8 protein-coding genes are annotated in these 12,907 nt (G+C 63.4%); 2 read left to right on the top strand and 6 right to left on the bottom strand.

Translation table 11 applies throughout. The features are described 5' to 3' along the window. Nucleotide 1: 1 nt before the first annotated feature. Together C6Y56_RS00810 and C6Y56_RS00805 are read right to left on the bottom strand one after the other, a co-directional pair. Nucleotides 2-247, bottom strand: coding sequence for a DUF2789 domain-containing protein (locus tag C6Y56_RS00810; RefSeq protein ID WP_169428329.1), 246 nt, complete (start codon nt 245-247; stop codon nt 2-4). Nucleotides 248-373: 126 nt separating this feature from the next. Continuing rightward, the gene (locus tag C6Y56_RS00805) at nt 374-835 is read right to left on the bottom strand and encodes an aminoacyl-tRNA deacylase (RefSeq protein WP_085712631.1); all 462 of its coding nucleotides are present in this window, start codon (nt 833-835) and stop codon (nt 374-376) included. Between the two features lie 174 nt (nt 836-1,009). Here C6Y56_RS00805 and C6Y56_RS00800 point away from each other — a divergent pair, with 174 nt between their 5' ends. Beyond that, the gene (locus tag C6Y56_RS00800; RefSeq protein WP_169428328.1) at nt 1,010-1,558 is read left to right on the top strand and encodes an NfeD family protein; all 549 of its coding nucleotides are present in this window, start codon (nt 1,010-1,012) and stop codon (nt 1,556-1,558) included. Nucleotides 1,559-1,560: 2 nt separating this feature from the next. Next, entirely contained in the window at nt 1,561-2,319 is a 759-nt protein-coding gene (locus C6Y56_RS00795; RefSeq protein ID WP_169428327.1) for a slipin family protein, read from the top strand. On the opposite strand, the gene C6Y56_RS00790 is transcribed toward C6Y56_RS00795, so the two are convergent. From C6Y56_RS00790 to C6Y56_RS00775, 4 genes are read right to left on the bottom strand one after another with little or no spacing between them, the layout of a single operon-like run. Continuing rightward, nucleotides 2,285-3,259, bottom strand: a complete 975-nt coding sequence (locus C6Y56_RS00790; RefSeq protein WP_169428326.1) for a sulfotransferase family protein — start codon at nt 3,257-3,259, stop codon at nt 2,285-2,287. The two genes, C6Y56_RS00795 and C6Y56_RS00790, sit on opposite strands and share 35 nt — an antisense overlap. Continuing rightward, a complete protein-coding gene (locus tag C6Y56_RS00785) occupies nt 3,247-4,032 on the bottom strand; it encodes an aspartyl/asparaginyl beta-hydroxylase domain-containing protein (protein WP_169428325.1) in 786 nt (261 codons plus the stop codon). Before C6Y56_RS00785 ends, C6Y56_RS00790 begins: the two co-directional genes overlap by 13 nt. 3 nt (nt 4,033-4,035) lie before the next feature. Continuing rightward, nucleotides 4,036-5,550: a TolC family protein gene (locus C6Y56_RS00780; RefSeq protein ID WP_169428324.1), complete on the bottom strand. Its 1,515-nt coding sequence runs from the start codon at nt 5,548-5,550 to the stop codon at nt 4,036-4,038. Between the two features lie 48 nt (nt 5,551-5,598). Then, nucleotides 5,599-12,894, bottom strand: a complete 7,296-nt coding sequence (locus C6Y56_RS00775) for an Ig-like domain-containing protein (RefSeq protein ID WP_169428323.1) — start codon at nt 12,892-12,894, stop codon at nt 5,599-5,601. Nucleotides 12,895-12,907 lie beyond the last annotated feature (13 nt).

Below are 12,907 nucleotides of genomic sequence, written 5' to 3'. Positions count from 1 at the left end.
TTTATCCCGCCCGCCCTTTCCTCAACATCACATCCAGCTGATCCACCACCTCCGCCCAATCCGCATCATCGAGAATCTCGTCGCGCAGGAAATCCGCCTGGCTCTTGCTCCAGAAGAACGCATCGCACAGGTGCAGTTCGGGTTTGAGCGGGGAGTGGGCGGCGATGAACTGATCGATGCTGACCGGGTCGTTGTCCAGGCCCAGTTGTTTGAACAGGGACGGGAGGCTGTGCGTCGGGTTTTCCATTGTTCTGGTCCTTTGAAGATTCAGTGGATGCAAGAATTTCGCGAGCAGGCTCGCTCCCACAGGCTCAGCGCAGGACCTGTGGGAGCGAGCCTGCTCGCGATTAGCGTCGTCAAAAACGCCGCAAACCTACTGACTCAACTCCCGCACCTGCGCATGCGGCACCATTTTCAGAAACTCGGGCATGCTCATGTGCAGCAGATTGTTGTGGTTGCCGGCCTCCAGGTAGATGTCTTTCTGCCGGGTCACGAGCGGGTCGATGACCATGTCCAGGCCATAGGAATCGCCCAGTGGCGGCACCGCACCGCGTTCGCAGTCATCGAACAGGTGAGCGAGCGTGCTTTCGCGGGTGATCTGCCACTCGCCGCTGGTGCGCACCTTGCTCAGGTCCAGATGGCGGCTGGCTGGCAGCACGGCCATCAGGTAATGCCCGTGGTGATCGTCGAGGATCACCGATTTGGCCACCCGCTCCGCCGGGATCCCCGAAACCCGCGCCGTTTCCAGGCTGCTGCTCGAGTGCGGATGGGAAACGACGTCGTATTGGCATTGCGCCCGGGTCAGGCTGCTTTGCACTTTTCTTGCCATACGCATGATGCACCTCGTTGCCCGCCGACGCTGCGCGGCGAGCGATGATGAACGTTGTTCCTGTTCTGGAAAGTCTAGTCCGGCAAGCCGCGAACGAAGGTAAATCCGCCCACTGGCGAGGCCGCGCAATGATCAAAATTCATCCAGCCGCAGGCTCTACTAGACTGATAAGAGAACCCCATGACTCTCCCGGAGGGTCGCGTGAACACCCGATGCTGTGCGTTCGCCCTGATGCTGCTGAGCGGATCGGCCCTGGCGGCGGACACCTCACTTGCGGCCGAAAGCCCGATCGGCCTGTGGCTGATCACCCTGGGCATCACCTTGCTGATCGCCGAAGGCCTGCTGCCCAATTACGGCGTGATCGGCCTTGCCGGGATTGTCATGTTCGTGATCGGCGCGCTGATTCTGAGCAATGCCGAACTGCCGGTGCCAATGATGATCGGCCTCGGACTGGTCAGCGCACTGCTGCTGATCGCGTTGCTGGTTCGTGCCCTGAAGACCCGGCCGCGACACCCGGTCAGCGGCGACGCCGGCCTGGTCGGCAGCGTGACGGCCGTGACCATGGTGGAGTCGCGCGACACCCGCAACGGCTGGGTGCAATTGCAAGGAGAACGCTGGCAAGTGTCGAGTGCCACGCCGCTGCACGCCGGGCAACCGGTGCGGGTAGTCGGGCGCAAGGGCTTGTTGCTGCAAGTGGCCGCGACTGACGCGGCACCGCTCGGAGAGTGATCATGGGTCTGCAAATCGGTTTTGTCGCGCTGCTGCTGTTGCTCATTGCCCTGGCGGGCTCGACGTTCCGCATCCTGCGTGAATACGAACGCGGCGTGGTGTTCCAGCTCGGGCGCTTCTGGCAGGTCAAGGGGCCGGGGTTGATCCTGTTGATTCCGGTGGTGCAGCAAATGGTCCGGGTGGATCTGCGCACCATCGTCCTCGACGTGCCGCCCCAAGACGTGATCACCCGCGACAACGTCTCGGTCAAGGTCAACGCGGTGCTGTACTTCCGCGTGCTCGACCCGCAGAAAGCGATCATCCAGGTCGAAGACTTCCTGACCGCCACCAGTCAACTGGCCCAGACCACCCTGCGCGCGGTACTCGGCAAACATGAACTGGACGAACTGCTGGCCGAGCGCGAACAGTTGAACATCGACATCCAGCAAGTGCTCGATGCCCAGACCGACGCCTGGGGCATCAAGGTGGCCAATGTCGAGATCAAGCATGTCGACCTCAACGAATCGATGGTGCGCGCCATCGCCAGACAGGCTGAAGCGGAACGGGAACGGCGCGCCAAGGTGATCCACGCCGAAGGCGAACTGCAGGCCTCGGAAAAACTCATGCAGGCCGCCGAAATGCTCGGCCGCCAGCCCGGCGCCATGCAATTGCGCTACATGCAGACCCTGAGTTCGATTGCCGGTGACAAGAGCTCGACCATCGTCTTTCCGTTGCCGATCGAGTTGCTCAAGGGAATGGCGGATCTGTCGGCAAAATCGTGAGCCTGCGCAAGCGCTCCAGTGCGTCATAGGGCGCCCGCGCACAACGTTCCACTTGCGTGCGCAACAGAGTGGAAGCCTCAAGGCGTTTGCTTTCGCCATCGGCGACAAACGCCTGTGACGGCTGTTTCGCATGCTGCGCAGAAGCCGTCAGCGCCTGCTCACACTGCTCGGCATTGAGTTGAAAGAACCTCGCCAACCGTCCTGTCATCGCCTCAGGCAACTCGTTGTAATTCACCGCCAGCCCGTCGAAATCAGCGCAGTGCAAACACGCCGCGTCCAGCAGCCGTCCCAGTCGCCGGGCGATAAAATCCTCGCTTCCTTTGAATGGCAGGTCGTCGTCCAGCACGCACGCGCCGAGCAGGTCGGGCACCATGTGCATGCCTGGGCGACGCAGATGTGAAACGGCGATCTCCAGCGGATCGCGGTAGACAAACAGCCACGGCGTGTCGGGAAAACAGTCGTGCAATAACGGCCATTCGCCGATGTTCCAGGCATCGAGCTTGATCACCAGTCTCTGCTCCATCCCGCGCCGGCGCTGACCGTAGGCCGAGAGCAACCCGGCGATGGCCGCACGACGTTCAGCGGCCGGCAGATCGCTGCGCAGCAAGGCATCCAGGGGGGGCGCCTCGGAAATCACGATGTGATCGGCGAGCTGCGCCACCATCTGACTGATCAGCGTCGAACCACAGCGCGAAGCGTGCAGGATGAAAGCGCTCGGTGACAGGCCCGGGCTGAGTGCTTGCCAATCGGCAAGCGCCGACAAGGACGTCTGCCGGCGAAACGCCTGATTGAACGGCAACTGCAGCGCCTGCTCCACCGCCTCGCGAAAAAACGGCTGGTGCAGCGGCGTGTCACCGAACCAGCACCAGTCGACCAGCCATTGCCCGCCCTCTTTCCAGATGCGAATCGGCAGCCAGCCGTCGAAATTCAGGCTCGCCATTGTTCGTTCCACGAGCGGCGCCCGTTGCGCATCGCCGCCTGCAGTTCTTCCCGGGAGAATGACAAGCCGCGCTCGGCGGCCAACGCCAGGGTTCGGCTGATGAACGCTTCGGGATCACGTAGCGCCTGCAAGGTCGCCGACAACGACCGATCCACGGCCAGCAGACGCTGAAATCGCTGCAGCGCCGAGTCTTCGGCATCCGGCCGCGGTGTGCTTGGCAAACCGTCGGTCATCATCTGCTCCAGCCAGGCGCCGGGTCGGCAATCGAGGACCAGATGAATGCGTGCCGTACTGTCCCGATTGTCAACCCGGTGCGGTCGCGCAAGATCGAGAAACCAGCACTCGCCTTCCATCATCGGCATGCGCAGGCCATCGAGCCAGAAGTCCACCGCAGGCGGACTGAGCAGCGGAATGTGCAGTCGCATATCGGCGTTCTCACCCTCAAGATCGTAATCGCGATGCTCATGGATCTGCCCACCCGGCCCCAATCGCAGCAGCCGGGCACTGACGATCTCCAACGGCAGGTCGCGCAACGCCTGTTGCCAGCGGCGGTCATTCAACCAGGGGCGGCGCGGCACCGGTTCGGCGGTACCGGGTGACAACTCGGTCAAGGCATCGGCAGCGCAAATCAGCGCCACACCGCTCCAGTCACCGCTGAAATACGCGGTGTTGAAATGGCCGTGCCAGTCTGTGTCCTCGATCGCCGCCAAGGCCTGCAACAGCAACGGCAAATCCACAGAGACCGGCAGGCGCGAGTACGCTGGCCGACTCATCACTCACTTGGCAGCGGCACGGGCCGCCGGCACCGAAATATCCCCCGACGCCCACGCCGCTTCGCGGTTGGCCAGCGCCGTGGCGATCGACTGCACTTCAGTCGACTGCACCTGATCCGGCAACGGATCGAGGCCGGCACTGGCGAAGATCTGGCCATAGGCATTGCGCAGGTCGGCGTAGGACAGGTCACGGCGCAAGTCCGCTTGCAGGTTGTTCAGTTCGCCCTGGATCAAATCCAGCTCGCCGATGCCTGCCGCCTGATGACGGTTGCGCAACTGACCGACAATTTGCCCGTCGATGTCCGACAGTTGCTGGTTGGTCTTGAACTGGCGCAGCGCTTCCTGATAGTTGGCGTTGGCCACGTACAATTGCGCCAGCACTGCAATCGACATCGCCTGACGCCGTGCGGTGGCGACTTCTTCACCGGCCTTGGCCACATCGATGGCCGCCGGAGCGGAGATCACGTTGAACAGGTTCCAGGTCACTTTCACGCCATAGTCGGCCCAGCGGTCGTTCACCAGGAACGAGTTGCTGTCGTAGTGCCCGCCGGCGGAGAACTCCAGGCCCGGGAGCATGCGCAGCATGGCTTTGCGGGTTTCGGCAGCGCTGATCCGGGTCTGGTAATCCTGCTCGCGCAGTTCCGGGCGACTGGTCAGGGCTTCCTGTTCCAGTTTGGCGATATCGACCTTGAGTTCCGGGATCTGATAACCGTCGTCGGTGGCCAGCGTCAGGTTGGTGCCCATCGGCAGGTTGATCAGGGTCGCCAGTTCGGTTTTCGCCAGCGACAACGCGCGGCGCTGCTCTTCCAGCTGCCGGGTGGCTTCGATCAGTGAACGCTGGTATCCGAGGGACTGCACCGGATCGCCGATGCGCTGCTCGCTCATGCTTTCACTGTTGCGTCGGGCAGCGTCGACCCGTGCCATCAGGCTGTCGATCTGCTTGAGCAGACGCTCGGCTGCCATTGCCCGCCAATAGGCTGAACGCACGTCCTGGACGATGGTGTTGATCACCTTGCGACGACGCTCCTGGACGATCAAGCGCTGGTCGCCCTGTTGCTTGGCGTTGATGTAGCTGACGCCGAAGTCGAGAACGTTCCAGACCATGGTCAGGTCGGCGACGTTGCGGTCGCGGTCCTGGGAGGTCGACGGTTCCAGAGACTGAGTGCCGGTGCGCACACTCTGGCTGCTGGAGGCGCTGACGTTGTTGCGTCCGACGTAACCGGCGTCCAGCGCCATGCGCGGCAGCATGTCAAAACTGGCGAGATCGAGCTGCCGCTTGGCCAGCGCTTCCTCCATGATCTTCAAGCGACCTTCGAGGTTGTATTTCACCGCGCGGGCCATGGCCTGGTGCAGGGTCAACGGACCGCGCAACGGTTCCTGGCCCTTGTACATGGTTTGCAGGTCGGCTCGGGCCCGTTGCTCACTGACACTGCGTTCGATCGGTTCACTGGTGACTGCACATCCGCTGATCGCCAGCGCCAGCAGGCTGGCGCCGAACAACTTCTGACTTTTCTTCATCCCTGGATCGCCCCTAGGTCCCACATATTGTTGGATTGTTCTGGTTTGTCAGGCCGGTATTTCGCTGATGCCGACCTGTTGCAGCGCCGCGGCCAGGTTATCCACCCGGTGCTGCTCGCTGTCCTTGATCTGTTGCAGTTGCTGGCCCAGGGTCGGCGCGCCGAACACACCGCGCAGGCCTTGGGTAATGTCGCCGCCCTTGATCGAGTGACTGTCGAAGGCGTTCAGTGAATCCCGCTCTGTCTCGCTGTTCTGGTTGAACAGGCTGGAAAGGGTGCTGATACCGAACACGCCCCCATCTCCCCCGCCAAAGCCGAGGAAGCCGTGGCCCGAACCGTCGCCGCCGCTGTCACTGCTGGTGAACACCTGGGCAATGAAACTCGGGCTCAAGGCACCGTGGTTGATGAAGATGTCGCCCAATGGACGGATACCGTTGCCGATGACCCGCTGCTCGAACAGCGGCGGGAAGGTCAGCGGTGAACCGAGATTCCCGACAGGCGTCGTGAAGACCACCGGTTGCAGCGGTACGTTGGGCGGTGGCGGTGCCACGACCGGATCGCTGCTGCGAAACTGCGGATCCGGCGTCACCACCAGAGGAGACGTCGGTGGCACGGCCGGCACCGTGTTGATCACATAGTTGCCGGACTGACTGATCCCGCTGCCGCTGTTGCCCGACAGATCGCTGACCCCGGCACGGTTGACGCTGATCGCATTGCTGGCGCTGCTGACGTTGGCGTTTGGCGTCAGGGTCGCGGTCCAGGTCTTGCCGCCGTCGTTGCTGCTGAGGTTGGACAAGGTACCGTTGGCCACGCTGAGGTCCGACAGATCGAAACCGGTCACCGCTTCATTGAAGGTAATGAACACCTGCGACGTCTGGCCGACGCCCAGGTTCGGATTGGCAACCACTACCGTAGCGGTCGGCCGTTCACTGTCGAGGGTGTAGTTGTTCGACACCGCCACCGTGCTGCCGGCGTTGCCCGCCTGGTCGGTGACGTTGCTGGTGTCCAGGGCAATGAAGTTGCTCGGGTCGGTGACATTCGCGGTCGGCGTGAAGGTCGCGGTCCAGGTCTTGCCGCCGTCGCTGCTGGTCAGGTTGCTCAGGTCACCGTTGGTCACACTCAGGTCGGACAGGTCGAAATTGCTCACCGCCTCGCTGAACGTGAAGGTCACCGTGGTGGTCTGGCCGATGCCCAGATGCGGATTGGCGACCACAATGCTCACCGTCGGCCGGGTCGCATCGAGGAGGTAGTTGTTGGAGATGGCAATGCTCGCCCCGGCATTGCCGGCCAGATCCTGGACGCCGGCAGTGTCGATCAGAATCAGGTTGGTCGGGTCGTTGACGTTGGCTGTCGGCGTGAAAGTCGCCGTCCAGGTCACGCCACCGTCGCTGCTGGTCAGGTTCGAGAGCGAACCGTTGGCGACGCTGATGTCCGACAGGTCGAACCCGCTCACCGCTTCGCTGAAGGTGATGGTCACCGTGGTGGTTTCACCGATGCCCAGGCGGTTGTCGGCAACCACGATGGTGGCGGTCGGCAGCGCGGTGTCGATGGCGAAGTTGTTGGAATCGGTGGTGCCGACGCCACTGTTGCCCGACAGGTTGGCCACCCCGGCGTTGTTCAGGGTGATCAGGTTGCTGCTGTCGGTAATGTTGTTGGTCGGCGTGAACGTCGCGGTCCAGGTGATGCCACCGTCGCTGCTGCTGACGTTGCTCAGCGTGCCGTTGGCGATGGTCAGGTCGCTGTTGTCGAAACCGCTGACCGCTTCGTTGAAAGTGATGGTCACCAGCGAGGTTTCTCCGGCCTTGAGCGCAGTGTCGGCAATGACAATGGTCGCGGTCGGCACTTCGGTCTGCACCTGGTAATTGGCCGAGCTGGTGGTACCGCTGCCGGTGTTGCCGGCCAGGTCGGTGATGCCGGTGTTGTTCAGGACGATCAGATTGGTCAGGTCGGTAACGCCGATGTTCGGCGTGAAGGTGGCCGTCCAGGTGATGCCGCCGTCGCTCGACGAAACGTTGCTCAGGGTGCCGTTGGCCACGCTCAGGTCCGAGTTGTCGAAACCGGTCACCGCCTCGCTGAAAGTGATGGTCACCTGGGCGGTTTCGCCAGGGCGCAGATCACTGTCACTCATGACAATGGTCGCCGTCGGACGCTGACTGTCGACGGCATAGTTGTTGGAATCGGTGGTGCCGCTGCCGGCATTGCCCGCGAGGTCGGCGATGCCGGTGTTGTCCAGGGTGATCACGTTGGTGGTGTCGGTAATCCCTGCCGCCGGGGTGAAGGTCGCGGTCCAGGTAATGCCGCCGTCGCTGCTGCTCACGGCGCTCAGCGTGCCGTTGGCGATGATCAGGTCGGCGTTGGTGAAACCGGTTACCGCTTCGCTGAACGTGATGGTCACCAGACTGGTCTGGCCGACGCCAAGCGCGGTGTCGGCGACCACGATGGTGGCAGTCGGACGCTGAGTGTCGACCGAATAGTTGTTCGAATCGGTGGTGCCGCTGCCGGCGTTGCCGGACAGATTCTGCACGCCGGAGTTGTCCAGCGTGATCAGGTTGGTGGCGTCGGTGACGTTGCTGGTCGGGGTGAAGGTCGCCGTCCAGGTAATGCCGCCGTCGCTGCTGCTGACTGCCGACAACGTACCGTTGGCGATGGTCAGATCGGCGTTGGTGAAACCGGTCACCGCTTCACTGAAGGTGATGGTCACCAGCGAGGTTTCGCCGATTTTCAGGCTGGAGTCGGACACGATGATGGTCGCGGTCGGCAGCACGGTGTCGATGGTGTAGTTGGGCGAACTGGTGGTGCCGCTGCCGGTATTGCCGGCGAGGTCGGCGATGCCGGTGTTGTTCAGGACAATCAGGTTGGTGGCGTCGTTGACGCCCACGTTCGGCGTGAACGTCGCCGTCCAGGTGATGCCGCCGTCGCTGGACGTGACGTTGCTCAAGGTGCCGTTGGCGACGCTCAGGTCGGAATTGTCAAAACCGGTCACCGCTTCGCTGAAAGTAATGGTGACCAGCGAGGTTTCTCCGGCACTCAGGCTGCTGTCGGAGAGCACGATGGTGGCGGTCGGGCGCTGGCTGTCGACGGCATAGTTGTTGGAATCGGTGGTGCCACTGCCGGCGTTGCCCGCGAGGTCGGCGATGCCGGTGTTGTCCAGGGTGATCACGTTGGTGGTGTCGGTAATCCCTGCCGCCGGGGTGAAGGTCGCGGTCCAGGTAATGCCGCCGTCGCTGCTGCTCACGGCGCTCAACGTGCCGTTGGCGATGATCAGGTCGGCATTGGTGAAACCGGTCACCGCTTCGCTGAACGTGATGGTCACCAGACTGGTCTGGCCGACGCCCAGCGCGGTGTCGGCGACCACGATGGTGGCAGTCGGACGCTGAGTGTCGACCGAATAGTTGTTCGAATCGGTGGTGCCGCTGCCGGCGTTGCCGGACAGGTTCTGCACACCACTGTTGTCGAGGGTGATCAGGTTGGTGGCGTCGGTGACGTTGCTGGTCGGGGTGAAGGTCGCCGTCCAGGTAATGCCGCCGTCGCTGCTGCTGACTGCCGACAACGTGCCGTTGGCGATGGTCAGGTCGGCGTTGGTGAAACCGGTCACCGCTTCACTGAAGGTGATGGTCACCAGCGAGGTTTCGCCGATTTTCAGGCTGGAGTCGGACACGATGATGGTCGCGGTCGGCGCCACGGTGTCGATGGTGTAGTTGGGCGAACTGGTGGTGCCGCTGCCGGTATTGCCGGCGAGGTCGGCGATGCCGGTGTTGTTCAGGACAATCAGGTTGGTGGCGTCGTTGACGCCCACGTTCGGCGTGAACGTCGCCGTCCAGGTGATGCCGCCGTCGCCGCTGCTCACCGCCGTCAGGGTGCCGTTGGCAACCACGATGTCGGCATTGCTGAAACCGGTCACCGCTTCACTGAAGGTGAAGGTCACCAGCGTCGTTTCACCGGCCGTGAGGGTGCTGTCGGCAACCACAATGGTCGCGGTCGGACGCTGGGTGTCGATGGCATAGTTACCGGAGTCGACAGTTCCGCTGCCGGCGTTGCCGGCCTGGTCAGAGACGCCGGTCTGGTCCAGGGTGATGACGTTGGTGGCATCGGTGATGTTGCTGGTCGGCGTGAAAGTCGCCGTCCAGGTGACACCGCCGTCGCTGCTGCTCACCGCACTCAACGTGCCGTTGGCAATGGTCAGGTCGGCGTTGGTGAAACCGGTCACCGCTTCGCTGAAGGTGATGGTCACAACCGAGGTTTCGCCGATTTTCAACGCGTTATCGGACAAGGCGATGGTCGCGGTCGGGCGCACGGTATCGATGGCGTAATTGTTCGAATCGGTCGTGCCGCTGCCGGCGTTGCCGTTCAGGTCAGCGATGCCGGTGTTGTTCAGGGTAATCAGGTTGGTCGCGTCGGTGATGCTGGCGGTCGGCGTGAAGGTTGCCGTCCAGGTGATACCGCCGTCGCTGCTGCTGACCGCCGTCAAGGTGCCGTTGGCAATGGTCAGGTCGGCGTTGGTGAAACCGGTCACCGCTTCGCTGAAGGTGATGGTCACCAGCGAGGTTTCGCCGATTTTCAGGTTGTTGTCGGCCACCACGATGGTCGCTGTCGGCCGCGCGGTGTCGATCGCATAGTTGTTGGAGTTGGTGGTGCCGCTGCCGGCGTTGCCGGCCAGATCGACGACCCCGGTGTTGTCCAGGGTGACCAGGTTGGTGGTGTCGGTGATGTTGGTGGTTGGCGTGAGCGTGGCGGTCCAGGTGACGCCGCCGTCGCTGCTGCTCAGGCCGGTCAGGGTGCCGTTGGCCACCGTCAGGTCGGCCGTGGTGAAGCCACTGACCGCTTCGCTGAAGGTAATGGTCACCAGCGAGGTTTCTCCCGCCGCCAGGTTGGTGTCGGCCACAACAATGGTCGCGGTCGGCCGCACCGTATCGATCACATAATTGACCGAATCGGTGGTGCCGGTGCCGGCGTTACCGGCCAGGTCGGCAATACCGGTGTTGTCCAGAGAGATAAGGTTAGTCGTGTCGGTGATGCTGGCGCTCGGGGTGAACGTCCCGGTCCAGGTAATACCGCCGTCACTGCTGCTCACCGCGCTCAGGGTGCCGTTGGCAATGGTCAGGTCGGCGTTGGTGAAGCCGGTCACCGCTTCACTGAAGGTAAAAGTCACCAGCGAGGTATCGCCGATTTTCAATGCCGTATCCGACATCACGATGGTCACGGTCGGGCGCGCCGTATCGATCGCGTAGTTGACGGAGTTGGTCGTACCGACACCCGCCACACCGTCGCTGATCGCGTTCACCCCGGTGTTGTCGAGGGTGATCAGGTTGGTGGCGTCGGTGATGTTGTTGGTCGGGGTGAACGTCGCGGTCCAGGTCAGGCCGCCGTCGCTGCTGCTGACCGCTGTCAGCGTGCCGTTGGCGATGGTCAGGTCGGCGTTGGTGAAACCGGTCACCGCCCGGCTGAAGGTGATGGTCACCAGCGAGGTTTCGCCGATTTTCAGGGCGGTGTCGGACATCACGATGGTGGCGGTCGGTGGTTCCACATAAGCGGTGTTGAGTGTGCCGCCGTTGTTGTAGATCGCCGCGAAGGCCAAGGGTACAGAGCCCGTTACGCCGCCGCCCAGTTCTGCGCCACCGGAGCCGCTGCCCGCCGCGTTGCCAGTGATGGAGCTGAAGTTGGAGGCCGTGATCAGTACCGTGCCGCCCTGGTTCCAGATTGCGCCGACACCCCGTCCGCCGTCGCCGCCGTTCAGGTTGTTGCTGCCCTGGCCGCTGCCGCCACCGCCACCGCCGCCCGCACCGATGTTGTTGCTGATGACCGAGGTGCCGACGATTTTCAGGGTCCCGGTGGAGGCGTTATAAATACCGCCGGCCGCATTGCCGCCGACGCCGCCGACCTTGTCCCAACCGGCGCCGCCACCGCCGCCGCCAATGGAAATCGTGCCGTTGTTGGCGGTGCCGCCATTGCCGCCGTTGCTGTAATAGGACACGCCGACACCACCGGCGCCGCCGATGGTGGAGCCGCCACGACCGCCCATGTGGGTCGCATCGTAGCCACCGCCGTAGCCGCCGACACCGCCGCTGCCGGCCTGGCCACCCAGCGTACCGGTGCCCGGCCCGGCCGTGCCGCCATGACCGCCGCCCTGACCACCGAGGCCACCGCCGCCGCCACCGGCACCGCCGTAGAACGCACCGGTCACACCCCCGCCACCGCCACCACCGGCCGCCGCGTTACCGGTCACCGAAACGTTGTTCAGGGTCAGGATGCCGGCGTTGAAAATCCCGCCGCCCATGGCCCCGGTCGCGCCATAGCCGCCATTGCCGCCGTTGCCCGAGACCAGGCCCCGGGTGATCACCAGACCATCGAGGGTCACGGTGCTGCCGGAGGTGATTTCCACCACCCGGGTCTTGTACTGGCCATCGAGGGTGACGTCGGCGACGCCATCGTTGTTCAGGTCGCCATCGACCGTGATGCTCTTGTTGATCAGCAATTCCGAGGTGAGCTGTACCGTCATGCCGGTGCTGAAGGTCACGATGTCGCCGTTCTGCGCCGACGCCAGCGCTGCCCGCAGCGAGCCGACCCCGGTGTTCGCGTTGTTGGTGGCAGTCCAGGTGGCGAGGCCCCACTGGTACTCGCTCATCGACAAGGTCGACAGCACGTTGGCGCTCTCGATCTTGCCGGTGGCGATCTCCAGATCCCAGTCACCGCCCACACCGGTGCGGTTGTTCGACGCCGCCACGTCACGACCGGTCAATTGCGCCAGCGAGTCGACAAAGCTCAGGCCACGGTCACCCTCGGCGGTGTAGCAGCCGTAAATGAGGATGTCGCCACCAACGTTCATGTCCTTGCCGATTTCCGCCAGCACCGCGCTGCGCTGCGCGACGTTGTCCGCCGACAGGTAGCTGTTGCCCAGCCACAGGTCACCGGCGTTGCCGTGGGCAATGATTTGCACCGAGCTGACGCCCGAATGCTGGTCGAGATAGTCGGCGATCTGCTGCAAGCCGTCCTTGCTCGCGTCGAGCTTGACCACTTGCGTCCCCGGGGCGACGCCTTTGAGCAGGCTGTCGGCATCCTTGACCCGGCCATCGACGAACACCACGCTTTGCCCAGGTACCGCCACCGGGCTGACCGCAGGTGTGGCATCGGCCTGGCCGTGGGTGTCCTTGCTGACCGACGGATGATCGGCCGTGGGTGTCTTGGCCGCATCGGCAGCGGGATGGCTGTCGGCCTGGGCGGCTGTGTCAGCGACAGTGGCCGCCACGGCGCCGTCGAACAGCAGGCGCGGTTCCAGCGACATGATCAGCGGCGCCGCCAGCGTCCGTTGGCTTTCGGTTAACCGCGACTTTTGCTTGCTCCACCACATGTTGCTCACCCGG

The organism is Pseudomonas fluorescens, assembly GCF_012974785.1.
Lineage (GTDB): Bacteria > Pseudomonadota > Gammaproteobacteria > Pseudomonadales > Pseudomonadaceae > Aquipseudomonas > Aquipseudomonas fluorescens_BT.
Note: the sequence above shows the minus strand (reverse complement) of the source record. Positions and strands in the feature narration are given on the sequence as shown.